The sequence below is a fragment of the Hydrogenophaga palleronii genome (assembly GCF_031457455.1).
Classification (GTDB): domain Bacteria; phylum Pseudomonadota; class Gammaproteobacteria; order Burkholderiales; family Burkholderiaceae_C; genus Hydrogenophaga; species Hydrogenophaga palleronii_A.
This window is the reverse complement of record NZ_JAVDWU010000004.1, coordinates 361,964-387,403: the sequence shown is the minus strand read 5'-3', so window position 1 is coordinate 387,403 and position 25,440 is coordinate 361,964. Positions and strand designations below refer to the sequence as shown.

General features: G+C 63.0%; 23 protein-coding genes. 13 read left to right on the top strand and 10 right to left on the bottom strand.

Annotated elements, in window-relative coordinates; genetic code table 11:
- Positions 1–5: 5 nt before the first annotated feature.
- The 5 genes from J2W49_RS11940 to J2W49_RS11920 form a co-directional block, all read right to left on the bottom strand.
- Entirely contained in the window at positions 6–935 is a 930-nt protein-coding gene (locus J2W49_RS11940) for a branched-chain amino acid ABC transporter permease (RefSeq protein WP_310315936.1), read from the bottom strand.
- 227 nt (positions 936–1,162) lie between these two features.
- Positions 1,163–2,479 carry a replication-associated recombination protein A gene (locus J2W49_RS11935; protein ID WP_310315934.1) on the bottom strand — a complete coding sequence of 439 codons (1,317 nt, stop codon included), beginning with the start codon at positions 2,477–2,479 and terminating at the stop codon, positions 1,163–1,165.
- A 13-nt stretch (positions 2,480–2,492) separates the two neighbouring features.
- Positions 2,493–3,131 carry an outer membrane lipoprotein periplasmic chaperone LolA gene (lolA, locus tag J2W49_RS11930; RefSeq protein WP_310315933.1) on the bottom strand — a complete coding sequence of 213 codons (639 nt, stop codon included), beginning with the start codon at positions 3,129–3,131 and terminating at the stop codon, positions 2,493–2,495.
- A 42-nt stretch (positions 3,132–3,173) separates the two neighbouring features.
- Positions 3,174–5,534 carry a DNA translocase FtsK gene (locus tag J2W49_RS11925; protein WP_310315931.1) on the bottom strand — a complete coding sequence of 787 codons (2,361 nt, stop codon included), beginning with the start codon at positions 5,532–5,534 and terminating at the stop codon, positions 3,174–3,176.
- 109 nt (positions 5,535–5,643) lie between these two features.
- Positions 5,644–6,318, bottom strand: a complete 675-nt coding sequence (locus tag J2W49_RS11920; protein WP_310315930.1) for a Crp/Fnr family transcriptional regulator — start codon at positions 6,316–6,318, stop codon at positions 5,644–5,646.
- A 148-nt stretch (positions 6,319–6,466) separates the two neighbouring features.
- On the opposite strand from J2W49_RS11920, the gene trxB reads away from it, so the two are divergent.
- The 3 genes from trxB to rpmG all read left to right on the top strand — a co-directional run bounded on the left by trxB (position 6,467) and on the right by rpmG (position 8,135).
- Positions 6,467–7,408 carry a thioredoxin-disulfide reductase gene (trxB, locus tag J2W49_RS11915; protein ID WP_310315928.1) on the top strand — a complete coding sequence of 314 codons (942 nt, stop codon included), beginning with the start codon at positions 6,467–6,469 and terminating at the stop codon, positions 7,406–7,408.
- Positions 7,409–7,718: 310 nt separating this feature from the next.
- On the top strand, positions 7,719–7,952 hold the full coding sequence (rpmB, locus tag J2W49_RS11910) for a 50S ribosomal protein L28 (protein WP_056269541.1): 234 nt from the start codon (positions 7,719–7,721) through the stop codon (positions 7,950–7,952).
- Between the two features lie 12 nt (positions 7,953–7,964).
- Positions 7,965–8,135 carry a 50S ribosomal protein L33 gene (gene rpmG / locus J2W49_RS11905; protein ID WP_068173845.1) on the top strand — a complete coding sequence of 57 codons (171 nt, stop codon included), beginning with the start codon at positions 7,965–7,967 and terminating at the stop codon, positions 8,133–8,135.
- Between the two features lie 86 nt (positions 8,136–8,221).
- On the opposite strand, the gene J2W49_RS11900 is transcribed toward rpmG, so the two are convergent.
- From J2W49_RS11900 to J2W49_RS11890, 3 genes are all read right to left on the bottom strand, one after another.
- Entirely contained in the window at positions 8,222–8,488 is a 267-nt protein-coding gene (locus J2W49_RS11900; RefSeq protein WP_310315922.1) for an ankyrin repeat domain-containing protein, read from the bottom strand.
- A gap of 291 nt (positions 8,489–8,779) precedes the next feature.
- Positions 8,780–10,003, bottom strand: coding sequence for a DesA family fatty acid desaturase (locus tag J2W49_RS11895; protein ID WP_310315920.1), 1,224 nt, complete (start codon positions 10,001–10,003; stop codon positions 8,780–8,782).
- 177 nt (positions 10,004–10,180) lie between these two features.
- Positions 10,181–11,449 carry an RsmB/NOP family class I SAM-dependent RNA methyltransferase gene (locus J2W49_RS11890; RefSeq protein WP_310315918.1) on the bottom strand — a complete coding sequence of 423 codons (1,269 nt, stop codon included), beginning with the start codon at positions 11,447–11,449 and terminating at the stop codon, positions 10,181–10,183.
- A gap of 206 nt (positions 11,450–11,655) precedes the next feature.
- Between J2W49_RS11890 and J2W49_RS11885 the strand changes: the two genes are divergently transcribed.
- From J2W49_RS11885 to J2W49_RS11875, 3 genes are all read left to right on the top strand, one after another.
- Positions 11,656–13,275 (top strand): peptide chain release factor 3, encoded by a 1,620-nt coding sequence (locus tag J2W49_RS11885; RefSeq protein ID WP_310315916.1) that lies wholly within the window; start codon positions 11,656–11,658, stop codon positions 13,273–13,275.
- On the top strand, positions 13,272–14,093 hold the full coding sequence (locus J2W49_RS11880) for a helix-turn-helix domain-containing protein (protein WP_310315914.1): 822 nt from the start codon (positions 13,272–13,274) through the stop codon (positions 14,091–14,093). The genes J2W49_RS11885 and J2W49_RS11880 overlap by 4 nt, the downstream gene beginning before the upstream one ends.
- Before the next feature lie 86 nt (positions 14,094–14,179).
- A complete protein-coding gene (locus J2W49_RS11875; protein ID WP_310315911.1) occupies positions 14,180–14,794 on the top strand; it encodes a LysE family translocator in 615 nt (204 codons plus the stop codon).
- Between the two features lie 8 nt (positions 14,795–14,802).
- Here J2W49_RS11875 and purN read toward each other — a convergent pair whose 3' ends face one another.
- Entirely contained in the window at positions 14,803–15,399 is a 597-nt protein-coding gene (purN, locus tag J2W49_RS11870; RefSeq protein ID WP_310315909.1) for a phosphoribosylglycinamide formyltransferase, read from the bottom strand.
- A 14-nt stretch (positions 15,400–15,413) separates the two neighbouring features.
- Here purN and J2W49_RS11865 point away from each other — a divergent pair, with 14 nt between their 5' ends.
- From J2W49_RS11865 to J2W49_RS11850, 4 genes are all read left to right on the top strand, one after another.
- Positions 15,414–16,151, top strand: coding sequence for a YceH family protein (locus J2W49_RS11865; RefSeq protein ID WP_310315908.1), 738 nt, complete (start codon positions 15,414–15,416; stop codon positions 16,149–16,151).
- Positions 16,152–16,229: 78 nt separating this feature from the next.
- Positions 16,230–17,411: an acyl-CoA dehydrogenase family protein gene (locus J2W49_RS11860; RefSeq protein WP_310315906.1), complete on the top strand. Its 1,182-nt coding sequence runs from the start codon at positions 16,230–16,232 to the stop codon at positions 17,409–17,411.
- Positions 17,412–17,445: 34 nt separating this feature from the next.
- Positions 17,446–18,561, top strand: coding sequence for an acyl-CoA dehydrogenase family protein (locus J2W49_RS11855; protein ID WP_310315904.1), 1,116 nt, complete (start codon positions 17,446–17,448; stop codon positions 18,559–18,561).
- Between the two features lie 75 nt (positions 18,562–18,636).
- Complete coding sequence (locus J2W49_RS11850) at positions 18,637–20,013, top strand: alpha/beta fold hydrolase (RefSeq protein ID WP_310315903.1); 1,377 nt, start codon at positions 18,637–18,639, stop codon at positions 20,011–20,013.
- 49 nt (positions 20,014–20,062) lie between these two features.
- On the opposite strand, the gene J2W49_RS11845 is transcribed toward J2W49_RS11850, so the two are convergent.
- Entirely contained in the window at positions 20,063–20,620 is a 558-nt protein-coding gene (locus J2W49_RS11845; protein ID WP_310315902.1) for an HNH endonuclease, read from the bottom strand.
- Between the two features lie 156 nt (positions 20,621–20,776).
- Here J2W49_RS11845 and J2W49_RS11840 point away from each other — a divergent pair, with 156 nt between their 5' ends.
- From J2W49_RS11840 to lspA, 3 genes are all read left to right on the top strand, one after another.
- The gene (locus J2W49_RS11840; protein ID WP_310315900.1) at positions 20,777–21,868 is read left to right on the top strand and encodes a bifunctional riboflavin kinase/FAD synthetase; all 1,092 of its coding nucleotides are present in this window, start codon (positions 20,777–20,779) and stop codon (positions 21,866–21,868) included.
- A gap of 128 nt (positions 21,869–21,996) precedes the next feature.
- Positions 21,997–24,906, top strand: a complete 2,910-nt coding sequence (gene ileS, locus J2W49_RS11835) for an isoleucine--tRNA ligase (RefSeq protein ID WP_310315898.1) — start codon at positions 21,997–21,999, stop codon at positions 24,904–24,906.
- The gene (gene lspA / locus J2W49_RS11830; RefSeq protein ID WP_310315896.1) at positions 24,906–25,415 is read left to right on the top strand and encodes a signal peptidase II; all 510 of its coding nucleotides are present in this window, start codon (positions 24,906–24,908) and stop codon (positions 25,413–25,415) included. The genes ileS and lspA overlap by 1 nt, the downstream gene beginning before the upstream one ends.
- The last annotated feature ends 25 nt before the right edge of the window (positions 25,416–25,440 follow it).

Here is a 25,440-nt window from a genome sequence, read left to right as displayed (position 1 = left end):
CTGTGTCAGGCGCGGTCGGCCACACGTTCACCCAGCAGACCCGAGGGACGCAAGGTCAGTACGATGGCCAGCACGATGAAAGCGAAGATGTCGGTGTACTGGCTACCCAGCACCCCACCCGTGAGCTTGCCCAGGTAGCCCGCACCCAGCGACTCGATGAGTCCCAGTGCAATGCCGCCCACCACGGCACCGGCGAGGTTGCCAATGCCGCCCATGACCGCGGCCACAAAGGCCTTCAGGCCGGGCATGAAGCCCATGGCGTGCTGCACCGTGCCGTAGTTCGAAGCCCACATGATGCCGGCAATGGCCGCCAGCATGGCGCCGATGATGAAGGTGGCAGAAATCACCACGTCGGGCCGGATGCCCATGAGCGCGGCCACGCGCGGGTTTTCAGCGGTGGCACGCATGGCGCGCCCCAGGTTGGTCTTGTTGACCAGCCACATCAGGAACGCCAGGGTGATGGCGGTGGTGGCCAGAATGGTCACCTGCGTCACCGAAATCACCGCGCCGCCGAACTCGAACGGCTCACGCGAGAGCATGGAGGGATAAGACTTGGGGTTGGGCTTCCAGATGATCATGGCGATGGTCTGCAGCAGCAGCGACATCCCGATGGCCGTGATCAAAGGGGCTAGGCGCGAGGAGTTGCGCAGCGGCCGGTAAGCCAGTTTCTCGATCGTGAAGTTGAGGGCCGCACAGACCACCATCGCAATCAGCGTGGCCACCAGCAACACCAGCCACAGCGGCATGCCGGGTGAGGCCTCCCGCATCAGACCGATGATGGTCCAGCTGGTCAGCGCGCCGACCATGAGCACATCGCCGTGTGCAAAGTTGATCAATCCAATGATGCCGTACACCATGGTGTAGCCCAAGGCCACCAGTGCATACATGCTGCCCAGCACCAGACCATTGATGATCTGCTGAAGCAATACGTCCATGAAGTTCTCCGTGTGTTTGACTGCCGCCCGATTCGTGATCAGACGGTCCGCTTCAACCTAGCAAAAAACCCGCCAGACTCGACCTTGTGACAGGACAGACTGCGGGTTGGTGGGCGGATTGTAGCGACGCGGCAAAAGGGGCCAATGCGCGTAAGCCCTTAGCACACACGGGTTTTCCCTAAATCGCGAATCGTCGAATGAGCTGCATCAGCACGATTGGGCATTCATTAGGAATTTTGATCATTGCGTTTCTTGAGCTCTCGCAGCTTATCGGCGATACGGATTTCCAGGCCACGCTCCACTGGCCGGTAAAAGCCTGGGTCGGGCATGCCTTCGGGCAGATAGCGTTCGCCAGCGGCAAAACCATCGACTTCGTCGTGGGCGTAGCGGTAGCCTTTTCCATAGTCCAGGTCTTTCATGAGCCGGGTCGGTGCGTTGCGCAGGTGCATGGGAACAGGGCGGGTGCCGTCCTTTTTCACGAACGCCTTCGCCTCATTGAAGGCCTTGTAGACCGCGTTCGACTTGGGCGCCACGGCCAGGTACACCACACATTCCGCCAACGCCAGCTCACCCTCCGGCGTGCCCAGGCGCTCATAGACATCTGCTGCGTCCAGCGCCATCCTCAGCGCGCGCGGGTCGGCCAGCCCGATGTCTTCGCTGGCCATGCGGATGAAGCGCCGCGCCATGTAGCGAGGATCGGCGCCGCCGTCCAGCATGCGAACGAACCAGTACAGGGCTGCATCGGGGTCTGAGCCGCGCACGCTCTTGTGCAACGCGCTGATGGTGTCGTAAAACTGCTCACCGCCCTTGTCGTAGCGGCGCATGCGCTCACCCAGCACGCGCAGCAGCCAGTCGTCTGTCACGGTTGCCAGCTGTTCCCGGGCCGCCGCCACAGCCAGGGTCTCCAGCGTATTGAGCAGGCGGCGCGCATCCCCGTCGGCGTACGCAATCAGCCGTTCGCCTGCCGCATCTGCCATGGGCGGCACCGCGTTGATGCCCTGGGCACGTTCGATGATCTGGCGCAGGTCAGCCTCTGCGAGCGGTTGAAGCACATAGACCGCCGCGCGCGAAAGCAGCGCCGAATTGACTTCAAACGACGGGTTCTCGGTGGTGGCACCAATGAAGGTGAACAGCCCAGACTCCACATGAGGCAGAAAAGCGTCCTGCTGGCTTTTGTTGAAGCGGTGCACCTCGTCCACGAACACGATGGTCCGTTGGGCCTCCAGGCCATTGCGAGCGCTTTCGGCGCCTTCCACGGCTTCCCTGATGTCCTTGACGCCACCCAAAACCGCACTGATGGTGATGAACTGCGCGTCAAAAGCATCGGCCATCAGCCTTGCGATGGTCGTCTTGCCCACGCCGGGCGGCCCCCACAGAATGCAGCTGTGCGGTTGCCCCGACTCAAAGGCCAACCGCAGCGCCATCCCTTCGCCCAACAGGTGCTGCTGCCCGATCACCTCGCCCAGCACCCGGGGGCGCAAGCGCTCAGCCAGTGGCGCGTGGGCGAGCTTGGTCGAGACGCCAGAAGCGGGCGGGAGGCTCACAAAACGGCGATCGTCAGGGGCGGATCACATCCGCGCCGGGAGGTGGCTGGAAACGAAACCGCTCTGGCGTCAGCCGGGCATTGCCCTCCCAATTGGTGAAAGTGAGCACCGACCGCTGCCCCAGTGTGTCCTCAATGTCCAATACGGCCAACTGACCTTGCCTGAATCCCACTCGGACCATCTGGAGTTGGCCGTCGCGGGCCAAAGGGCGCGCTTCAAGCCACTCCATGCCGTCTCGTGCCGGTGCGGCCTTGAGCTCGAACACTTCGCCCAAGGCCCGCAGATCGGTGCCCGCAGCGATCAAGGCAGCGGGTGTGCTGCCTAACACCTCCTGCTGTTTGCGCGCGGTCACCTGATTGAGATCCACATCGAAGAGCCACAAGGTTTCGCCGTCGGCGACGATGGTTTGTTCGAAAGGCTTGGTGTATTCAAAGCGGAAACGGTTCGGCCGCAAGAATTCGAAGCTGCCGCTGGATGTCTTGCTGCGCGCCACGGACTCGTTCGATCGTTTGGGTGCCGTCACCACCTGGGTGAAACCGGATCGGGCGCTGCCCACTTCCTTGAGAAAGCGTTCCAGGTCCTGAAGACCGTCAGCATGTGCAGCCAATGAGGCCAGAGCGAGGGCAGTGCCTGCGATTAAAGATTTGATCATTTGCTTCAGATCGGCTTGCACCGACAAGGGTTCCTGCGATCGTCACTCCGACCGGGACGGCACCAGGATGTCGCGCTGGCCACTGGAGGTCAGCGCGCTGACCAACCCGGCGTTCTCCATATCTTCCAGCAAACGCGCGGCGCGGTTGTAACCAATCTTGAGTTTGCGTTGCACATACGAAATGCTGGCCTTGCGGTCCTTGAGCACGATCTCCACCGCCTGGTCGTACAGCGCGTCCTTTTCGCCGCTGGAGCCACCACCTTCGCCGAACATGTCGCCCCCTTCGCCATCGCCAACGCTGGATTCGAGCACGCCATCGACGTAGTTGGGCTCGCCACCCTGCTCTTTCAGGTAGGCCACCACGCGGTGCACTTCGTCGTCGCTCACAAACGCACCATGCACCCGGATCGGGAATCCCGTACCTGACGGCATGTAAAGCATGTCACCCATGCCCAGCAAACTCTCGGCACCCATCTGATCAAGAATGGTGCGGCTGTCGATCTTGCTGCTCACCTGGAAGGACAAGCGGGTGGGAATGTTGGCCTTGATCAGGCCGGTGATCACATCCACGCTGGGGCGCTGTGTGGCCAGGATCAGGTGGATGCCGGCCGCACGGGCCTTCTGAGCCAGGCGCGCAATCAGTTCTTCGATCTTCTTGCCCACCACCATCATCAGGTCGGCCAGTTCGTCGATCACCACCACGATGTAGGGCAGGCGCTCCAGCGGTTCGGGCTGCTCGGGCGTCAGGCTGAACGGGTTGCCGATGATCTCGCCGCGCGCGTTGGCTTCGTCGATCTTCATATTGAAGCCGGCCAGGTTGCGCACGCCCATCTTGCTCATGAGTTTGTAGCGCTTCTCCATCTCGGCCACGCACCAGTTCAAGCCATTGGCCGCGTGTTTCATGTCGGTGACCACGGGCGCCAGCAGGTGCGGAATGCCCTCATAGACACTCATCTCGAGCATCTTGGGGTCGATCAGCAGCAGGCGCACATCCTTGGCGTCGGCCTTGTAGAGCAGCGACAGGATCATGGCATTGATACCGACCGACTTGCCCGAGCCGGTGGTACCGGCCACCAGGCAGTGCGGCATCTTGGCCAGGTCGGCCACGATCGGCTGACCGCCGATGTCCTTGCCCAAGCCCATGGTCAGCAGGGACTTGGCGTCGTTGTAGACCTGCGAACCCAGGATTTCACTGAGCTTGATCATCTGGCGTTTGGCGTTGGGCAGCTCCAGCGCCATGAGGTTTTTGCCCGGAATGGTCTCGATCACGCGAATGGAAACCAGCGACAGGGAGCGCGCCAGATCCCGCCCGAGGTTGACGATCTGCGACCCCTTCACGCCAGTGGCAGGCTCGATTTCATAGCGCGTGATCACCGGGCCCGGCGCAGCCGCCACCACCCGCACCTCCACGCCAAAGTCCTTGAGCTTCTTCTCAATCAGTCGGCTGGTCATCTCCAGCGTCTGGCTGTCGACGCCGGCCTGATGCAGCGGGGCGCTGTCCAGCAAATCCACCTGGGGCAGCTTGCTGTCGGGCATCTCGCTGAACAAGGGCTTTTGCCGCTCCTTGGCCACGCGCTCGCTCTTGGGCACATCGACCAGCGTGGGCTCAATCACCATGGGCGTGGGGTGGTGCTCTTCGATCTCCACCCGCTCAACAGCCACCACCACTTCGCGCTCGCGCGCGGCCTTCTCTCCGATGCGTTGATCTTCCACTGCCTCGCGCTTCTCACGACGCGCCTCAAACCAGCCGTCCAGCGTGTTCCCCACCACTTCTGCCCAATTCCCCCAGGAGAAACGGAACACACGCGGCAGACAAAGCACCAGCAGCGCCAGCATCACAATGGCCGACCCGTTGAACCCCAGCCACTTCATTGCCACCGGGCCCAGGGCATGCCCCACCATGCCGCCTGCATGGCCGGGGAGCATGGTCTCAATCCGATAGAGCCGACTCCACTCCAGCACCGCGCTGGCCGACAGCAATGCCAGCAAACCCAGCCAGAACAGCAGCTTGCGTGCCCAGGGCCGGTGCCAAAGCCGGGCGTTTGCAGCCACCTCCTCGGCGACGCCCGCATCAAGACCTTGATGACCGCGAATCCACCTGGCCAAACCAGACAACCAGGCACGCAAGCCAATGAAGAAGCACCACCAAACCGAAAAACCCAGAAGAAAGTAGCTGCCGTCGGCGAGCAGGGCGCCCAGGCGCCCCCCCCAGTTGCCCACATCGGCTCGCGTGCCCGTGGTGCTCCAGGCAGGATCTGCCAGTGAATGGCTCAGCAAGGCAAGCAGCCAGAACGCCAGCGCCGCAGCGCCCAGAACCAGACCAATTTCCTGTGTAAAACGGGACACCCCGGGGGCAGACGCGCTCGTGCGATCGGCGTTGAGGGTGTTGAGTGAATAAGTCATAAGCCTCGTCAAATTCCAGAGGCAAGCTTACCCCAAGGCAGAGTGGCTTCCGGTCTCCAAAACGTGGCGCCAGGCCGGGTCACCTGGCCCCTTGGCGGGAGCCCTCGTTTTAACCCAGCGAGTTCAGGCGCTCTTTGATCACGGTGCTGCCGTCGTCGCGCACTTCTATGAAGCCACGCTCCTCCAGATCCTTCATCACTCGGCTGACCATTTCGCGGGAAGCGCCAATCATCTTGGCCACATCCTGGCGGGAGACACGGTCGCGAATGGTCAGCACGCCGTCGCTGCCGGGCTGCGCAAATTCCAGCAAGGCACGCGCCACGCGCCCGTACACGTCCATCAAGGCCAGCGACTCGATCTTGCGATCGGCATGGCGCAAGCGCTGCACGAGCCCCTTCATCACGGCATAGGCCATGGACGTGTTCTCCGGCAAGCAGCGGGCGAACTCCACCCGACCCAGAATCAGCACGTCGGTCTGCACTTCAGCGCGCACCGTGGCCGAATGGGGCTGGTTGTCGATCAAACTCATTTCGCCGATGTAATCGCCCGGGTTCATGGTGGCCAGAATCACCTCCCGTCCACGGGTGTCTGTGGTGACCACGCGGGCACGACCCGTGAGCACGATGGCCAGACAGTTGGACTTTTTGCCTTGCTCGACAATGCACTCGCCGCGCCTGTAGCGGCGCTTGACCACCGAATCGGCCACCGCCTCGGCCTGGGCCTGGGTCAAAGTCGAAAACAGGGGAACCCTGCGAATCAGATCCAGATTGGACAGGATGGACATGCGTGTATTCCTTGTGGCGAATGGCGCGGAGTGCGCTCTTTCATACAATCCAGTCACTGCCATCGCCACCAGGCGACGGCGCTCTATCGACAGCAATCCCCCCATACTCTAAACCACTGGCCCCGAACCAAACACGGGGTCCGCACCCATGAAGCACTCCAAAGTACTAATCCTCGGTTCCGGACCTGCCGGCTACACTGCCGCCGTTTACGCCGCACGGGCCAACCTCAATCCCGTGCTCATCACGGGCATTGCACAAGGCGGTCAGCTCATGACCACCACCGACGTGGACAACTGGCCCGCCGACGTCGACGGCGTACAGGGCCCCGATCTGATGCAGCGCTTCCTGGCCCACGCCGAGCGATTCAATACCGAAATCGTGTTCGACCATATCAACGCGGTCGACTTTTCCAAGCGGCCGTTCGTGCTCAAGGGCGACAGCGGTGAGTACAGTTGCGACGCCCTGGTCATCGCCACCGGCGCGTCGGCCAAGTACCTGGGCCTTCCCTCTGAAGAGGCGTTCATGGGCAAAGGCGTGTCAGGCTGCGCCACTTGCGACGGTTTTTTCTACCGCAACGAAATCTGCAGTGTGGTCGGGGGCGGTAACACTGCTGTCGAAGAAGCCCTGTACCTGTCCAACATCGCCAGCAAGGTGTACCTCGTGCATCGCCGCGACACCTTCAGAGCCGAGCCCATCCTGGTCGACAAGTTGATGGAAAAGGTGGCCACCGGCAAGATCGAGCTCAAAGTGCACAGCACACTGGAAGAGGTGCTGGGTGACAACACGGGTGTGACCGGGGTGCGCCTGAAGAACGTGAACTCGGGCGAAATCGAAGATGTCGCGGTCAAAGGCTGCTTCATCGCCATTGGCCACAGCCCGAACACCGACTTGTTCAAAGGCCAGTTGGAAATGAAAGACGGCTACATCGTGACCCGCTCCGGCTTGCAAGGCATGGCCACCATGACCAGCGTGCCCGGCATCTTTGCGGCTGGTGACGTTCAGGACCACGTGTACCGCCAGGCCATCACCAGCGCAGGCACCGGGTGCATGGCCGCGCTTGACGCCCAGCGTTTTCTGGAGAATTCTTAACCTCCCCCCGCCGCGCTGCGCGCGTCCCCCCTCCTCTGGCGCCTTCGGCTTGGGAGGGGGGCGGCACCTGCGGCCGGGCGAAGCCCGTTCCGCGGTGCCCCTTGAAATGGGGCACCTGCTTCGATGGTCTAGCTGCTGCGGGCCGACTGGCGGTAGTCACATCTGTCGCGTCGGGCTATAATGTGCGGCTTTGCTGCATTTGGCCCGTTCGGTCATGCGTTGCAAGTTCGGGTTACCGCCACCCATTTTCTGGCGAGGTGAGGCCCCCATCGCTCGGGTGGCGGCCGTTTGACAATATCGGAGTGTCCTCATGGCACGCGTCTGCGACGTAACGGGCAAGAAGCCCATGGTCGGAAACAACGTTTCCCACGCCAACAACAAAACCAAGCGCCGGTTCCTGCCGAACCTGCAATACCGTCGTTTCTGGGTTGAGAGCGAAAACCGCTGGGTGCGTCTGCGCGTCTCCGGTGCCGCCCTGCGACTGATCGACAAAAACGGCATTGATGCCGTGCTCGCAGACCTGCGTGCACGCGGCCAAGCTTAAGGAGCACACACCATGGCAACCAAAGGCGGACGCGAAAAGATCAAGCTGGAATCCACTGCGGGTACCGGCCACTTCTACACCACCACCAAAAACAAGAAGACCACGCCTGAAAAGATGCTGATCAAAAAATTTGATCCCAAGGCACGCAAGCACGTGGACTACAAGGAAATCAAGCTGAAGTGATTCAGCTCAGGTTGTCCTGACAAAAAAGCCGCTGTCTTCGCAGCGGCTTTTTTTCGTCAATCGCCCAAGCCCTGCGGCCAGCTCTTTCAGGCCAGATTGGCGACCGACAGCCAACGCTGCCAGAACGGCGGCCGGGGCTCTTCTGTAGCGCCGCGATCGAGCAACACCTCCACCAGCGCCGTGCGGCCGTACCGACGTGCAGCCTGCAATGGCGTCAATCCATCAAAATCCGACCGCAACTGAGGATTCGCCCCATGATCCAGCAGGCACTGTGCCACCTCATCATGACCGTGGATCAGGCTCGCCACGAGGGGCGTGCACATCACTTCTGGATGCTGATAGTTGGGGTTCACTCACGCATCCAGGTGGTAGCGCACGCGGGCCAGATCCCCCTCCAGGGAGGCACTGTACAGATCCTTCCAGTCTCCAGCTGACATCGGTTCGCTCTTTCAGAATAAGGGGTCTTCACCTCGGGGAGCCCGTACAGAGTCCACACGTTAACAGTGATGCAATATCGCACATCCGGCCACGGGCTCCTGTCGCATGCGCCTTCGCTGGACACCCTGGATGGACAACAACGGACGCAAAAAAACCACCTCACAAGGTGGTTTTTTTGATGGGCAAGTCACGCTGGCCTGCCAGGCTCAGACCCGCGCGGAGCGAAGCTGGATGGAGAAATCGCGCAAGGCGACGATGCCACTCTCTTCTGCCCTGCGGCACCAGGCCTGCAGATCCGCTGCGAGTTGCTCACGCGTTGCGTTTGTGCTGGACCACAGGGCGCGAAGTTCTTCGCGCATGGTGATCATTTTGTCGAGGACCGGATGTTCTGCACGGGCCTGGGCCAGTTGTGGCTTTACAGCTGCAGGCACCTTGTCTTCGTCCCGGTGCAACCACCGACGAGCCACTTGAAGTGCCGAAGCATCACCACTGCGGGATTGCAGCGCAGCCATTTCACGCCGGCAAGCGGCACGCATTTCACGCGCATAGCCTGCCATCACTTCGTAGCGGTTGGCAATGATGGCTTCGAGTGTCTTTTCGTCTGCCACTGGCTTCACGTCGCCGAACGCCATCTTGGGCGGCAGCTTTTTGACGGTGGCCAGCCCCACCGACTTCAGAATGGTGATGTACATCCAGCCGATGTCGAACTCGTAAGGCTTGACCGACAGCTTGGCAGAGGTGGGATAGGTGTGGTGGTTGTTGTGCAACTCTTCACCGCCAATGAGGATGCCCCAGGGCGACACATTGGTGCTGGCATCCGCAGCCTCGAAGTTGCGGTAGCCCCACCAGTGGCCAATGCCATTGATGATGCCGGCGGCGGTCAAGGGAATCCAGATCATCTGAATGGCCCAGACCGTCAGGCCCAGTGCGCCAAACAGCATGACGTTGATGATGAGCATCAGGCTGACGCCCAACTTGGAGCGACCGGTGTACAGATTGCGCTCGATCCAGTCGTCTGGCGTGTTGTGGCCGTAGCGCTCCAGGGTTTCCTGATTCTTGGCCTCACTGCGGTACAGCTCGCTGCCTTCGAAGAACACCTTCTTGATGCCGAACACGACCGGGCTGTGCGGATCGCCTTCGTGTTCGCACTTGGCGTGGTGCTTGCGGTGGATGGCTGTCCATTCCTTGGTGACCATGCCGGTGGTCAGCCAAAGCCAGAACCGGAAGAAGTGCGAGGCAATGGGATGCAGATCCAGCGAGCGATGGGCCGAGTGACGGTGCAGGTAAATGGTGACGCTGGCAATGGTCACGTGCGCCAGAAGCAGCGCCACGAGAATGGCCTGCCACCAACTCGCGCCGGTCAGGCCCTGGTCCAGAAGCTGGATCAAACCGGTCCACAGTGCAGGGATCGCGGTATCGAATGCATTCATTGAAATCCTTGAGAATCGCCCAACGATGGCGAGAGGCATCAGTTCACCCGCCCGACTGAATGGGCTTGCTAGCCTCTGATTTTACGAGGCATGCACCAAATCACCAACAACAGATAGGGCCGAAAACAGGGCCTGATGTGGAAACCACTGACTCAGATCAGGGGTTTTGACCGGTTTTCAAGCTTTTTTCTGCCAGACGGCAGCAAAGAAGCCGTCCATGCCATGGCGATGGGGCCACAAACGCAGCCATTGGCGATGCTCGCCCGAACAGAGTGTGTCGGGGTCAGCCACCTTCAAGGCCTGCAGCAAACCAAGCACGGGCATGGGGTCAAAGTCGGTGTGGGATCGACCAAACGCCTCACACACGACTTCATTCTCTTCCTGAAGGAGGCTGCAGGTGGCGTAGACCAATCGTCCGCCCGGCTTCAACAGGCGGGCAGCGCTGTTCAGGATGGCCGTTTGCAACCGGGCTTGCGCGGCCACGGTTTCCGGAGTCTGCCGCCATTTCAGGTCAGGGTTGCGGCGAAGGGTGCCCAAACCCGAACACGGCGCGTCCACCAGCACCCGGTCGATCTTGCCCGCCAGGCGTTTGATGCGGTCGTCGCGCTCGTGCGCAATGGCAAGCGGGTGCACGTTCGAGAGGCCGCTGCGCGCCAGGCGGGGTTTGAGGGCATCGAGTCGGTGGCCCGAGGTGTCCATGGCGTACAGGCGGCCGCTGTTGCGCATGGCGGCACCGATGGCCAGGGTCTTGCCGCCAGCACCTGCACAGAAATCGACCACCATTTCGCCGCGCTTGGCGTCCAGCAGCAGGGCCAGCAACTGTGAGCCTTCGTCCTGAACCTCCACCTCACCTTGTACAAAAGCCGGTACCTTGCTGAGGGAAGGCTTCCCCTGAAGGCGAATGCCCAACGGCGAATAAGGCGTGGGCACACACACCAGACCGGCCTGCTTGAGTTCAGCGAGCACAGCCTCGCGCTTCTTTTTCAATACGTTGACCCGCAAGTCCAAGGGCGCTGGCCGGTTCAGACTCTGGGCCAGTTCGTCGAACTCGGCGCCCACCTGGGCACGCAAGGCCACCGCCAGCCATTCGGGCAGGTTGTGGCGGTGGGGCACTAGCAGGTCGGCATCGGTCACGGCGAGAGAGGTGTCCAGCCAAGCCTTTTCTGCGTCCGTGAGCGCGCTCTTGAGGAAGTCCCGGTCGCCGGGGAACGCCAGTATGGCCAGTCTGCGCCACTTGGATCCACTGCCCGAGCGCGCCAGCCATTCAAGCTTCAGGCGCTCTCGCAAGATCGTGAACACGGTGTCCGAAAGCGTGGCGCGCTCGCGGGGTCCGAGCGAACGGTGCTCGCGGAAATACCGGGAAACCACCGCATCGGCGGGGTGTTCGAACTTGAAAACCTGCTCAATCAGGTTCGCGGACTCGTCTATCAGGGCTTTGGGGTGCATGAGGTATTGTCAGGGAAGGGGCCCCCCCCTGCGCCGTGGTCACCCGCCCCCCTCCGACGCTTCGCGTCTTCCCCCCAGGGGACCACGCCCTTGGCCCGGCAAAGCCGTGCTTCGGCGTGTGCTGGACCAGATACGCGCTCCGGTGGCTGGCTTGGCATTTGGGATTTGGGATTTGGGATTTGGACGGCGCGGGATAATGGAGGGCTATGTCCGATATTTCCACCCAGGTGAAGCGTCGCCGCACCTTCGCCATCATTTCCCACCCCGACGCGGGCAAAACCACGCTCACCGAGAAACTGCTGCTGTTCTCGGGCGCCATCAACATCGCCGGCTCGGTCAAGGCGCGCAAGGCCGCCCGTCACGCCACGTCCGATTGGATGGAGATTGAAAAGCAGCGTGGCATCTCGGTGGCTTCGTCCGTGATGCAGATGGAGTACCGCGACTGCGTGATCAACCTGCTCGACACGCCCGGCCACCAGGACTTCTCTGAAGACACCTACCGCGTGCTCACGGCCGTGGACGCCGCGCTGATGGTGATCGATGCCGGCAATGGCGTGGAGCCGCAGACGCGGCGCCTGCTGCAGGTCTGCCGTGCGCGCAACACCCCCATCCTGACCTTCGTGAACAAGATGGACCGCGAGGTCCAGGCACCGCTGGACTTGATGGATGAGATCGAGCGCGAACTCGGCATGACGGTGGTGCCCTTCACCTGGCCGGTGGGCATGGGCAAGACCTTTCGCGGTGTGTACGACCGCCGGGCCGATCAGATGCGCGTGTTCGCCGCCGGCGAGGACCGCCGGGGTGGCGACGAGGAGGTCATGCCGGGCCTGGACAACCCCGATAGCCGAAAACGGTTCGGCGCCGAGTTTGAACAGGCTCGCGAAGAACTGGAGCTGGTGGCGGGAGCGTCCCCTGCGTTCGACGAAGCCGAATTTCTGGCCGGAAAGCAGACCCCCATGTTGTTCGGCTCGGCAGTGAACAACTTCGGCGTGCGCGAAGTGCTGGATGCGCTGGTGGATCTGGCGCCACCGCCCGGCGAGCGGCCTGCCCTGCAGCGCGTGGTCAGGCCGGAGGAACCCAAATTTACTGGTGTGGTGTTCAAGATCCAGGCCAACATGGACCCGGCGCACCGCGACCGCATCGCCTTCGTGCGGCTGGCCAGTGGTCATTTTGAGCGCGGCATGAAGCTCAAGGTGGTGCGCAGCGGCAAGGATCTGCGACCCAACACCGTGGTGAGCTTTCTGTCACAACGGCGCGAGCTGCTGGACGAGGCCTTTGCCGGCGACATCATCGGCATTCCCAATCACGGCGTGCTGCAGCTCGGCGACACGCTGACCGAAGGCGAGAACCTGCAGTTCACCGGCCTGCCCTTTTTCGCCCCGGAGATCATCCGCAGCGTCGAGGTGGCCGACCCGCTGCGCACCAAGCAGTTGCGCGCCGGCCTGACACAGCTCGGTGAGGAAGGCGCGATCCAGGTGTTCCGCCCGGTCGCGGGCTCGGTGCTGCTACTGGGCGCGGTGGGGCAACTGCAGTTTGAGGTGGTGGCACACCGGTTGGAGCATGAATACGGCGTGAAGGCCCGCATCATGGGCAGCCCTTACCAGGTGGCCCGCTGGGTGACCTGCGCGCCGGAAGACGGTGGCGAAATCGAACTCAAGAAATTCATCGATGCCAACAGCCACCGCGTGGCGCTGGACGCGGTGGACGCCCCGACCCTGTTGGTCGACCATGCCGCCACGCTGCGCGCGGTGGAGGCGAATTGGCCCAAGATCAAGTTCCACGCCATGCGGGAGCATGCAGGGCTGGTGTTTCACAAGTCGATGTGACGCCCGCCGTCCATCAGGTCCATCTGCTGCGTTCGCCCATGGAGGGGGTCTACGGGGTCGACCTGTACAGCACCCGAACCTTCGGCCGCCATTGGCACGAGAGCTTCGGATTTGGGGTGATGGAAGAAGGAGGACATCGCTCGGCAAGCGGGCGCGGTCTGGTGGAGGCGCTGGCGGGCCAGGTCGTCACCTCCAACCCTGGCGAAGTGCACGACGGAACACCGCTGGGTCAAGTGCCGCGCCGTTGGCGAATGGTGCACATTGAGCCGTCGGCCATGGCCTCACTGGTGGGGCAATCTGGCCAGGAACTCACCCGGCCGGTGCTGCACGACCCCCTGTTGTACCGATCCATCAGACGTTTGCTGCTCCGCTGGGGTGCGCCATCGGACAATTCAGACCAGAGTTTGCAGCCGCTCTGGGAAGAGTCGCTGGCTCAAGTCTGCGGCGAGTTGGTGCAGGCCTATGGCAATCGACCGATGGCAACTGCGGGACGAAGACCACTGGATCGGGTGCGAGAGTGCCTGCTCGATCAGATGCAGAACCCGCCCAGCCTGGCTGAGCTCGCCATTCAGAACGGGTTGTCCCGGTTTCAGCTGGTTCGGCAGTTTTCAATGGCCTACGGGTTGCCACCCTTTGCCTGGCTCCAGCAACACCGGCTGCGCAAGGCGCATCGACTGATCTCAGGCGGGGCGCCCTTGAGCGAGGCCGCGTTCGCCTGCGGCTTTGCCGACCAGAGCCACCTGAACCGCCACTTCGTGCGGTGCTTCGGCTTTACACCGGGGCAGTGGAAGCGCCACTGCGGCGTACCGCCGCAATAACGTTCAAGACGCGCGAGGTCAGGGGAACGAGGATAGGCACATTCACCGCCCGGTGTGCCGTGTCCGTTTTTGCTCTGGAGCCTCTCATGATCGGTTTTGAATTTCTGCTCACTTCGGCCGTGGTCGTCATCACCCCCGGCGCAGGCGTGCTGTTCACTGTGTCCACCGGCCTTTGCCAAGGCAGACTGGCGAGCTTTTATGCCGCACTCGGTTGCACGCTGGGCATTGTTCCCCACATGGCCGCCACCGCACTGGGATTGGCCGCCGTGATGCATGCAGGTGCGATGGCGTTCCAGTTGCTGAAGTTGGCTGGCGTGGCCTATCTGCTGTATCTGGCGGTGGCAACCTGGCGCGACCGCGCGGCCTTCGCGGCCAGCGCTGCGGTGCAGGCACTGAAGCCACTGACACTGGTGGGCAAGGCCGTGCTGCTGAATCTCCTCAACCCCAAGCTCACCTTGTTTTTCATGGCGTTCCTGCCCCAGTTCATCGCGCCTTCAGACCCAGCGCCGATGCTGAGTTTTGCCTTGCTGAGCCTGGTGTTCATGGGCATGACGCTGATGATCTTCGCCTTGTACGGCGTGCTGGCGCATGCTTTTCGCCAACGGGTCATGACCTCACCAACGATACAAAACAACTTGCGTCGGAGCTTTTCAGCGGCATTTGCCGCCATGGCTGGCAAACTGGCGCTCAGCGAGCGTTGAACCACCGCTCAGGGCATTGCGGCCAGCAGCCGCTCCACCGCTCGCGGGTAGATGATGTGTTCCTGCGTCAGCACCCGCCCGGCCAGCGCCTCTGCCGTGTCACCCGGCAGCACGGGCACCACGGCCTGATCGAGGATCGCGCCATGATCGAGTTCGCTGGTCACGCGGTGCACGGTGGCACCGGCAAAACGACAACCCATGTCGATGGCGCGCTGGTGGGTGTTCAACCCCGTGAAGGCCGGCAGCAAGCTGGGGTGGATGTTGATCAGCCGGTTTTGATAGTGCTGAACGAACCCGGGCGTCAGAATACGCATGAAGCCCGCAAGCACCACCAGTGCCGGGCTGTGCACGTCGATCTGTGCCATCAGGGCAGCGTCAAACGCCTCGCGCTGCGCAAACTGGCGATGATCGACGACCCCCGTTGGAATGCCTTCGCCGGCGGCCCAGACCAGACCCTGGGCGGTGGCCTTGTTGCTGAACACCGCCGCCACCTTGGCGCCAAAACGCGCCGGCCATTGCCGCGCACGGGAAGCCTGGACGATGGCTGCCATGTTGGAGCCGCCGCCAGAGATCAGAATCACGATGTTTTTATTCACGCCAGACATGGCCGGGAAGTGTAATGACCTCAGACCCCAACACCCTCAATGCAACCTCTCGCCCCAGGGGACACGACTTTCGACAGCGGCCCCTGTCTGCCGCGGAAGCGCGGACCTTGGGCACGCTGATGGAGAAAGCGCGCACGGTACCCGACAGCTACCCGCTGACACTCAACACCTTGGTCACGGGCTGCAACCAGAAGTCCAGCCGGGACCCGGTGATGCAACTGGCCGAAGCGCACGTGCTGGAAGCCCTGGATGGACTGCGCGCCATTCACCTGGTGCTGGAGAGCAGCGGCAGTCGCGTCACCCGCTTTGAGCACAACTTCATGCGCGCCGTTGCGGTGCCCGAGCAGTCTGCCGTGCTGCTGGGCATGCTGATGTTGCGCGGACCACAGACTGCGGGTGAGCTGCGTCTGAACACCGAGCGGTGGTACAAGTTTCTGGACATTGCGTCGGTGGACGGGTTCCTTGAAGAAATGCAGGACCGCAGTGACGAGAAAGGTGGCCCACTGGTCGTGAAACTGCCCAGAGCCCCGGGTGCCCGGGAACAGCGATGGGCCCATCTGCTCTGTGGTCCGGTGGACGCCGCACTGCTCACGCCGGGCCCATCCGCAGGCTCGGGGGCATCGGCCACGGAGGACGACGTGATCGCGCTCACGAGAAGGCTGGCACAGCTGGAAGACACGGTGGCGACACTGCAAGATCAGATGAAGAACCTGCACGAACAGCTGGGCTTGTCACAGCCCGGACAGGAATAAAACGAACGGTCGTGCCAAACTGCAGGGTGTTGTTCAATATGTCGTCACAAGCACGTGGCGGCCACCAGGAGACATCCCATGGATTTGGCATTCACGCCGGAAGAACAGGCGTTTCGCGAAGAGATCCGCGGCTGGGTCAAGGCCAACCTGCCTGCCGAGACCGCCCACAAGGTCCACAACGCGCTGCGCCTGACGCGCGACGACTTGCAGGGTTGGGCGAAGATTCTGGGCAAGAAGGGCTGGCTGGGTTGGGGCTGGCCCAAGGAATTCGGTGGCCCGGGCTGGAACGCGGTGCAGAAGCACCTGTTCGAGGAAGAATGCGCCCTCGCCGGTGCGCCGCGCGTGGTGCCTTTTGGCCCCGTCATGGTGGCGCCCGTCATCATGGCCTTTGGCAACAAGGAACAACAGGAGCGCTTCCTGCCCGGCATCGCCAGCGGTGAGGTCTGGTGGAGCCAGGGTTACAGCGAACCCGGTTCGGGTTCCGACCTCGCTTCGGTGAAATGCCGCGCCGAGCGCCAGGGCGACAAATACATCGTCAACGGCCAGAAAACCTGGACCACGCTGGGTCAGTACGGCGAATGGATCTTCTGCCTGGTGCGCACCAGCACCGAAGGCAAACCACAGACCGGCATTTCCTTTCTGCTGATCGACATGAAGTCGCCCGGCGTCTCGGTGCGCCCCATCAAGCTGCTGGATGGCGAGTGCGAGGTCAACGAAGTCTGGTTCGACAACGTGGAAGTGCCCGCCGAGAACCTGATTGGCGAAGAGAACAAGGGCTGGACCTACGCCAAGCACCTGCTCAGCCACGAGCGCACCAACATTGCCGACGTGAACCGGGCCAAACGCGAGCTGGAGCGGCTCAAGCGCATTGCCAGGACCGAAGGCGTGTGGGACGACGTTCGCTTCCGCGACCAGATCGCCTTGCTCGAGGTGGACGTGGTGGCGCTGGAGATGCTGGTGCTGCGTGTGCTGTCGGCCGAAAAGTCGGGCAAGAACTCGCTGGATATCGCCGGCCTGCTGAAGATCAAGGGCAGCGAAATCCAGCAGCGCTACAGCGAACTCATGATGCTGGCCGCCGGCCCGTACAGCCTGCCCTTCATTGAAGAAGCCATGGAGGCCGGCTGGCAAGGCAACTTCCCGGGCGGCGAAGCGGCCAACGCGCCACTCGCCTCCACCTACTTCAACATGCGCAAGACCACCATCTACGGTGGCAGCAACGAAGTGCAGCGCAACATCGTCGCTCAGACGGTGCTCGGATAAATCCCGGCTGGCGTTCGGAACTCAGGAGATACAAATGGACTTCGATTTCAGTGAAGATCAAGGCGCGTTGCGCGATGCCGTTCAGAAATGGGTGGAAAAGGGTTACGACTTCGAGCGCCGCCGCGCCATCGTCGCCGCGGGCGGCTTTGACCGCGCCGCCTATGGCGAGCTGGCCGATCTGGGCCTGGCCGGCCTCTATGTCAGCGAAGAAGACGGTGGCCTCGGCATGGGGCCTGTGGAAGGCATGGTGGTCATGGAAGCGCTGGGTCGGGGCATCGTGCTCGAACCGCTGGCCCAGACGCTCATCACCACAGGCTTGCTCGGTGGCTACGCGCCGGCGGAACTCAAGGCAGCCTGGCTGCCGCGCATGGCCTCCGGCGAAGCACTGGTGGTGCTGGCGCATCAGGAGCGCAAGGCCCGCTACAAGCTTGATGTGTGCGCCACCACCGCCACCCAGGCGGGCAGTGGCTGGGCCCTTTCAGGCACCAAGAACCTCGTGCCTGCCGCCGACCAGGCCGACGCCTTTGTGGTGCCTGCCATGGCCGCGGGCAAACTGGCGCTGTTCCTGGTGGAACGGACCGCAACAGGCGTGGGCTCGAGCGGCCACCTGACACAGGACGGCAGCCGGGCGGGTGAATTGACGCTCAAGGACACACCGGCCCAACTGATCACCACCGATGGTCTGACCGCGCTGGAGCATGGCGTGGACATCGGTATCGCCGCCGCTTGCGCCGAAGCGGTGGGTGTGATGGACAAGACGGTTTCCATCACCGTCGAATACATGAACACGCGCAAACAGTTCGGCGTGGCCATTGCCAGCTTCCAGGCCCTGCGCCACCGCGTGGCCGACATGAAGATGCAGCTGGAACTGGCACGCTCCATGAGCTACTACGCCAGCCTCAAACTCAACGCGCCCGCCCCTGAGCGCCGCGCGGCCATGGCCAGAGCGAAAGTGCAGTTGGGCCAGTCCATGCGCTTCGTCGGCCAGCAGGCGGTGCAGTTGCACGGCGGCATTGGTGTGACCGACGAATACATCGTCAGCCACTACTTCAAGAAGCTCACCCAGCTCGAAATGACCTACGGCGACACCTTGCACCACCTGGGCGAAGTGTCCAACCGCATGCAGGACACCGCGGGCGTTTTCGCCTGATGCCCAGCACCACGGCCCGCCCCTCGCGGGCCGTTTCGTTTCAGCATGCCGAATGCTCAACCCAGGATCATGCCCATGTCCACACGCCGTACGCTGCTGACCGTTGCTGCCAGCAGCCTGTTGCTCGCCGCCTGTGCCACTTCCCCGCGAGGCATGGCGCCACCGCCCATCATCTTCGTGCACGGCAACGGCGACTCGGCTTCGATCTGGCAGACCATGGTCTGGCGCTTCGAGTCCAACGGCTGGCCGAGCGAACGGCTGCATGCGATCGACCTGCCCTACCCGCTCGCGCGTGATGAAGACGGCAAACCCCAGCCCGGGCGCACCTCCACCGCCGAACACATGGCCTACCTGAAAAGCGAGGTGGAAAAGGTGCTGAAAACCACCGGCGCGAAACAGGTGGTGCTGGTCGGCAATTCGCGTGGCGGTTACGCCATCCGCAATTACATCCAGAACGGTGGCGGCGACAAGACGGTGAGCCACGCCGTGCTGGGTGGCACGCCCAACCACGGCGTGTGGGCCGTGAAGGGCTTTCGCGAAGCGAATGAATTCTCCGGCACGGGCCCCTTCCTCACCGCGCTCAATGCGCCCAAGAATGTCGCAGGCGATGAAGTGACCGGGCCTGTGATGTGGATGACGATCCGCTCGGACAACAACGACAAGTTCGCCCAGCCGGACGGTCTGTGGATTGGTGCCAAAGGCACACCCACCAACGTGAGCTCTGACGGCCCTGCGCTCAAGGGTGCAAACAACGTGGTGCTGCCCCGCGTCGACCACCGGGAAACCTCGTTCTCGCCGGCGGCATTCGAGGCCACCTACCGTTTCATCACCGGAAAAGATGCGGCCACGTCCCTCGTCCAGCCTAGAACGCCGATCGTGCTGAACGGCAAGATCACCGGGCTCGGCCTGGTGCCCACCGACCCGTCCACCGGCAACTTCAGCAACAACCTGCCATTGGCCGGCGCTCAACTCGCCGTCTACGCCACCCAACCCAGTACCGGCGAGCGACTGGGTGAAGCCGTGCACAACAAGACCGTGGGTGCAGACGGCCAGTGGGGGCCGTTCACGGCACAGGCTGGCGTGCCCTATGAGTTCGTGGTCAGCGCACTGGGATACGCCACCACCCACATCTACCGCAGCCCGTTCCCGCGTTCCAGCGATCTGATTCACTTGCGGGCAGAGCGCCCGGCGCAGGCCGACAAGGACGCCAAAGCCACCGTCACCCTGACGCGCCCGCGAGGCTATTTCGACGCGTCGCGCGACACCATGTCCTTTGATGGCAAGGCCCTGACAGGCGTACCGCCCACTGGCGCGGGCGTTTCAAGCGCCAAGCTCAATCTGGCTCAGGAAGGCGTGCGCCCGATCACCGCCGTGTTCAACGAAGAGAAGATCACGGGACGGACATGGCCCGCCGCCGACAACCGCGTGGTGGTGCTGGAACTGACCTACTGACGCTCCTGGTCAGGTCGACCCTTGGCGGTCCCGAGCCGCCGCAGCAGTCTCAGGCGTGCAAGCGCGACGTCTTGGGCAAATGCGACATCAGGAACTCCATCTGGTCGGCCAGGATGCGGCGGTTGCGCAGAATGAAGTCTTCCCACAGGCTGGGCACGTAGGGGGCATACAGCAGGGGCATGTGGGCTTGCTCGGGCGTGCGGTTGCCCTTGCGGTGGTTGCACGACTTGCAGGCCGTGACCACGTTCATCCAGAGATCCCGCCCGCTCTGCCCGAGGGGTTGAATGTGCTCCCGGGTCAGGTCTTCTTCATGAAAATGGTTGCCGCAGTAGGCGCACACATTGCGGTCGCGCGCAAACAGCTTGCTGTTGGTCAGCGTGGGGCGAAGGTCGAAGGGATTGATGCGCGGCACGCCCTGGGTGCCGATGATGGAGTTGATGGTGATGATCGACTGCAACCCGGTGACCGCGTTATGACCGCCGTGGAACACGGCGATCTCGGCGCCCATTTCCCAGCGCACTTCATCCGCAGCGTAATGCAGCACCGCTTCTTCCAGGCTGATCCAGGACTGCGGGAGCCCCTGAGCAGACAGCTTCAGAACCTTCAAGACCCACCTCCATGTTGAAACACAACCGGACAATCTGTCTTCGGCACACCACGCATCCGCCACGATGCCGCTTGAGCCGCGTGTGTCAATATACAGTGCTTCTGTGACAAAAATACCGACCGCCATGCAAAGCCCGTGCCGGATGCAACATCTCCCATGAAAATCATTCGAGGTCTCTGGAACCTGCAGCACGCCAGTCCCGCCCAGACGCTGGCGGGCCGCGCGCTGACCATCGGCAACTTCGATGGGGTTCACCGCGGCCACCAGGCCATGCTGGCGCTGCTCAACAGCGAGGCACGCCACCGCAACGTGCCGAGTTGCGTCATGACGTTCGAGCCGCACCCCAGGGACTATTTCGCCGCGCTGCATCGCAAACCCGAGCTGGCCCCGGCCCGCATCGCCACGCTGCGCGACAAACTCCAGGAACTGGCGCGCTGCGGCGTCGATGAATGCGTGGTCTTGCCTTTCAACGCTGCCCTGGCCACACAAACAGCACAATCCTTCATCGAGGACACGCTGGTTCAGGCTTTGGGGGTGCGCTACATCCTGGTGGGCGACGACTTCTGTTTCGGCGCCCAGCGCAAGGGCGACTACGCCATGCTGGACGCAGCAGGCGGCCGGCTGGGTTTTGATGTGGCGCGCATGCAGAGCTACGAGGTACACGGGCTGCGGGTGTCGAGCTCGGCGGTGCGGGAGGCTCTGTCTGCCGGTCGCATGGACGATGTGGCCGCCCTGCTCGGTCGGCCATACAGCATCAGCGGGCATGTGGTCCACGGACGCAAGCTGGGCCGTGAACTGGGCGCCAGCGCAGAGGGCAAGGGCGACGGCTTTCGCACCCTCAACCTGCGTTTCTCCCACTGGAAACCGGCCGCCAGCGGCATTTTCGCCGTGCATGTGCATGGACTCGGTCCTGAGCCCGATTCACCGCCTCTGCCGGGCGTGGCCAACCTCGGTGTGCGACCGTCGCTCGACCCGAGCGACGTCAATGGCGGGCGCGTGCTGCTGGAAACCCATTGCCTGGAATGGCCGCAGGCCATGGCGGGCGCGCTGAGCGGCGGGGAGGCCTACGGTAAAATCATCCGCGTGGAACTGCTGCACAAACTGCACGATGAGTTGAAGTACGACAGTCTGGACGCCCTCACTCGGGGCATCGCCCAAGACTGCGACGACGCACGTGCGTTCTTTGCCACGCTGCCGCCCCAGGCCTACGTGCAGACCCACCGCCAGACCACCCGCGACCGAATTTAACGCCCGCGCAAGGGCTGAACGCCCTTTGCTGCACGCCCGTATTTCAGGCTCGGGGCTGGCGGCTGGATTCCACATTCCCCAGACACCCCTGTTCGGGCTGAGCCTGCGAAGTCCCCATCGAAACCATCATGGCTGAGAAACCTGCTGCTCCCCCCGCCAAGTCAGACACCGGCGCTGGCGCCTACCGCGCCACGCTGAACATGCCCGACACGCCGTTTCCCATGCGCGGCGACCTGCCCAAGCGCGAGCCGGGCTGGGTCAAGGCATGGAACGACGAAGGCCTCTACCAGCGCCTGCGGGTGGCGCGCCGGGGCGCCCCCTTGTTCGTGCTGCACGACGGCCCGCCCTACGCCAACGGCAAGCTGCACATCGGGCACGCGCTGAACAAGATCCTCAAGGACATGATTGTCAAGAGCCGTCAACTGTCCGGCTTTGACGCGCAGTACATCCCCGGCTGGGACTGCCACGGCCTGCCGATCGAGAACGCGATCGAGAAATTGCACGGGCGCAAGCTCTCGCGCGACGACATGCAGGCCAAGAGCCGCGCATTTGCCACCGAACAGATCGACCAGCAGCGCGAAGACTTCAAGCGCCTGGGCGTGCTCGGCGACTGGGAACGCCCTTACCGCACCATGGACCCGGCCAACGAGGCCGGCGAGATCCGCGCGTTCAAGCGCGTGATCGAGCGCGGCTTCGTCTACCGGGGCCTCAAGCCGGTGTACTGGTGCTTCGACTGCGGTTCTTCGTTGGCGGAGTTCGAGATCGAGTACGCCGACAAGAAGAGCGAAACACTGGATGTGGCCTTCGAGACCGACGATGCAGCCAAGCTCTCGGCCGCCTTCGGCCTGTCCGCACTGCCCGCTGGCAAGTCTGCCTTCGTGGTCATCTGGACCACCACCGCGTGGACCATCCCAGCCAATCAGGCGCTCAATGCCCACCCTGAACTCACCTACGCCCTCGTGGACACGCCCAAGGGCTGCCTGGTGCTGGCCGAAACGCTGGTGGAAAAGTGCCTGGAGCGCTTCGGCCTCACCGGTACCGTGCTCGCGACCACCCAGGGCGACAAGCTCGGGGGCCTGAACTTCCGCCACCCGCTGTTCGACGTGGATGCCGGCTACCGGCGCCTGTCACCGGTATACGTAGCCGACTATGTGAGCGATGCCGACGGCACCGGCATCGTGCACTCGTCGCCCGCCTACGGCCTGGACGACTTCAACTCCTGCATGGCCAACGGTCTGGCGTACGACGACATCCTGAACCCGGTACAGGGCAACGGCGCCTATGCCGCTGACTTTCCTTTGTTCGGTGGCCTGCACATCTGGAAGGCCGTGCCCGTGATCCTGGAAGCGCTGAAGAACGCCGGCCGGCTGATGGCCACGCAGACCATCACCCACAGCTACCCGCACTGCTGGCGCCACAAAACGCCCGTGATCTACCGCGCGGCGGCCCAGTGGTTCGTTCGCATGGACGAGGGCGAGGGCGTGTTCACCAGCGACAAGGCACCCACGACTCTGCGCCAGCTGGCGCTGGACGCCATCGAACGCACCCACTTCTACCCGGAAAACGGCAAGGCCCGCCTGCGCGACATGATCGCCAACCGGCCCGACTGGTGCATCAGCCGCCAGCGCAGCTGGGGCGTGCCGGTGCCGTTTTTCCTGCACAAGGATTCGGGCGAGCTGCACCCGCGCACCATGGAGATCCTCGATCAGGCGGCCGACATCGTTGAAAAAGGCGGCATCGAGGCCTGGAGCCGCGTCACCGCTGAAGAGATCCTGGGGGCGGCCGATGCGCCGAACTACACCAAGAGCACCGACATTCTGGAAGTGTGGTTCGATTCGGGCTCGACCTTCCAGCATGTGCTGCGCGGCAGCCACGCCCAGGCCTACGACCGCCTGCCGTACCACGACAACGGCCCCGAAGCCGACCTGTACCTGGAAGGCCACGACCAGCATCGCGGCTGGTTCCACAGCTCGCTGCTGCTGGGCTGCGCGTTGTACGACCGCGCGCCCTACAAGGGCTTGCTGACCCACGGCTTCGCTACCGACGGCCAGGGTCGCAAGATGAGCAAGAGCCTGGGCAACACAGTGGAGCCCCAGAGCGTGAACAGCAAGCTGGGCGCAGAGATCGTTCGGCTGTGGGTGGCATCCACCGACTATTCGGGCGACCTCAACATCGACGAAAAAATCCTCGCCCGCGTGGTCGACGCCTACCGCCGCATCCGCAACACGCTGCGTTTCCTGCTGGCAAACGTAAGCGACTTCGATCCGGCCACCGACGCCGTGCCCGCCGAACAAATGCTGGAGATCGACCGTTACGCCCTGGCACGCGCGGCGCAACTGCAGGCCGAGGTGCTGGCCCACTTTGATGCCTACGAGTTCCACCCGGTGGTGTCCAAGCTGCAGGTCTACTGCTCTGAAGACCTGGGCGCGTTCTACCTTGACGTACTCAAGGACCGGCTCTACACCACCGCGCCCAAGAGCCTGGCGCGGCGCAGCGCGCAGACCGCGCTGCACCAGATCACCCACGCCATGCTGCGCTGGATGGCCCCGTTCCTGAGTTTTACGGCCGAGGAAGCCTGGCCGGTGCTGGCGGGCACGCAAAACCAAGGCTCGATCTTCTTCGAGACCTTTGCCAGCATGCCGTCCGTCGATACCGCGCTTGTCACCCGGTGGGAGCGTGTGTGCGAACTGCGCAATGCGGTGAACAAGGAGATCGAGACTGTTCGCGAAGCCGGCCAGGTGGGTTCGTCTTTGCAAGCCACCGTGCGCATCACCGTTCCTGCCGTCGATCACGCCCTGCTGTCCTCACTCGGGGACGATCTGAGGTTCGTGTTCATCGTTTCCCAGGTGACGCTGCTCCAGGGGGAAACGCAGGTAATCGAGGTGGTGCCGGCCACCACCTCCAAGTGCGAACGCTGCTGGCACTACCGCGAAGACGTGGGCAACCACGCCGAACACCCCACGATCTGCGGCCGGTGCGTGAGCAACCTGGCTGAAGCCGCTGGCACAGGGGCGGGCGAAATCCGCAAGGTCGCTTGATGGACAGCGCCCGCGCGCCCATCTGGCCCTGGCTGGGTCTGGCGGCAGTCATCGTGCTGTTGGACCAGCTGACCAAGGTGTTGATCCTGGCCAACTACCAACTGGGCGACAGCACCTATGTGACCAGCTTCTTCAACATCGTGCGGGCACACAACACCGGCGCGGCCTTTTCCTTCCTGGCTTCGGCGGGCGGCTGGCAGCGCTGGTTCTTCACCGGCATCGGTGTGGTGGCCACGGTGTTCATCGTCTGGATGCTGCGTGCGCACCGGGGGCAGCGGCTGTTTTCCTTTGCGCTGGCCTGCATTCTGGGTGGCGCCATCGGCAACAACCTCGTTGACCGGCCGCTGCACGGCTACGTGGTGGACTTCTTCGATTTCCACTGGAATTTCCTTTCAGGCATTTTTCCTGGTGGCCATTTCCCGGCCTTCAACATCGCCGATGCCGGTATCACCATTGGCGCCATCTGCCTGATCCTGGACGAAATCCTGCGCATCCGGCGAGGTCGCTGAGCGGCGCGTCCCGGCGCATCTGCGT

Excerpts from the sequence above, each read along its gene's own strand:
- J2W49_RS11940 (WP_310315936.1), bottom strand. The coding sequence starts at position 935 with ATGGACGTATTGCTTCAGCAGATCATCAATGGTCTGGTGCTGGGCAGC.
- lolA (WP_310315933.1), bottom strand. The coding sequence starts at position 3,131 with ATGATCAAATCTTTAATCGCAGGCACTGCCCTCGCTCTGGCCTCATTG.
- J2W49_RS11925 (WP_310315931.1), bottom strand. The coding sequence starts at position 5,534 with ATGACTTATTCACTCAACACCCTCAACGCCGATCGCACGAGCGCGTCT.
- J2W49_RS11920 (WP_310315930.1), bottom strand. The coding sequence starts at position 6,318 with ATGTCCATCCTGTCCAATCTGGATCTGATTCGCAGGGTTCCCCTGTTT.
- trxB (WP_310315928.1), top strand. The coding sequence starts at position 6,467 with ATGAAGCACTCCAAAGTACTAATCCTCGGTTCCGGACCTGCCGGCTAC.
- rpmB (WP_056269541.1), top strand. The coding sequence starts at position 7,719 with ATGGCACGCGTCTGCGACGTAACGGGCAAGAAGCCCATGGTCGGAAAC.
- rpmG (WP_068173845.1), top strand. The coding sequence starts at position 7,965 with ATGGCAACCAAAGGCGGACGCGAAAAGATCAAGCTGGAATCCACTGCG.
- J2W49_RS11895 (WP_310315920.1), bottom strand. The coding sequence starts at position 10,003 with ATGAATGCATTCGATACCGCGATCCCTGCACTGTGGACCGGTTTGATC.
- J2W49_RS11890 (WP_310315918.1), bottom strand. The coding sequence starts at position 11,449 with ATGCACCCCAAAGCCCTGATAGACGAGTCCGCGAACCTGATTGAGCAG.
- J2W49_RS11885 (WP_310315916.1), top strand. The coding sequence starts at position 11,656 with ATGTCCGATATTTCCACCCAGGTGAAGCGTCGCCGCACCTTCGCCATC.
- J2W49_RS11875 (WP_310315911.1), top strand. The coding sequence starts at position 14,180 with ATGATCGGTTTTGAATTTCTGCTCACTTCGGCCGTGGTCGTCATCACC.
- purN (WP_310315909.1), bottom strand. The coding sequence starts at position 15,399 with ATGTCTGGCGTGAATAAAAACATCGTGATTCTGATCTCTGGCGGCGGC.
- J2W49_RS11865 (WP_310315908.1), top strand. The coding sequence starts at position 15,414 with ATGACCTCAGACCCCAACACCCTCAATGCAACCTCTCGCCCCAGGGGA.
- J2W49_RS11860 (WP_310315906.1), top strand. The coding sequence starts at position 16,230 with ATGGATTTGGCATTCACGCCGGAAGAACAGGCGTTTCGCGAAGAGATC.
- J2W49_RS11855 (WP_310315904.1), top strand. The coding sequence starts at position 17,446 with ATGGACTTCGATTTCAGTGAAGATCAAGGCGCGTTGCGCGATGCCGTT.
- J2W49_RS11850 (WP_310315903.1), top strand. The coding sequence starts at position 18,637 with ATGTCCACACGCCGTACGCTGCTGACCGTTGCTGCCAGCAGCCTGTTG.
- J2W49_RS11840 (WP_310315900.1), top strand. The coding sequence starts at position 20,777 with ATGAAAATCATTCGAGGTCTCTGGAACCTGCAGCACGCCAGTCCCGCC.
- ileS (WP_310315898.1), top strand. The coding sequence starts at position 21,997 with ATGGCTGAGAAACCTGCTGCTCCCCCCGCCAAGTCAGACACCGGCGCT.
- lspA (WP_310315896.1), top strand. The coding sequence starts at position 24,906 with ATGGACAGCGCCCGCGCGCCCATCTGGCCCTGGCTGGGTCTGGCGGCA.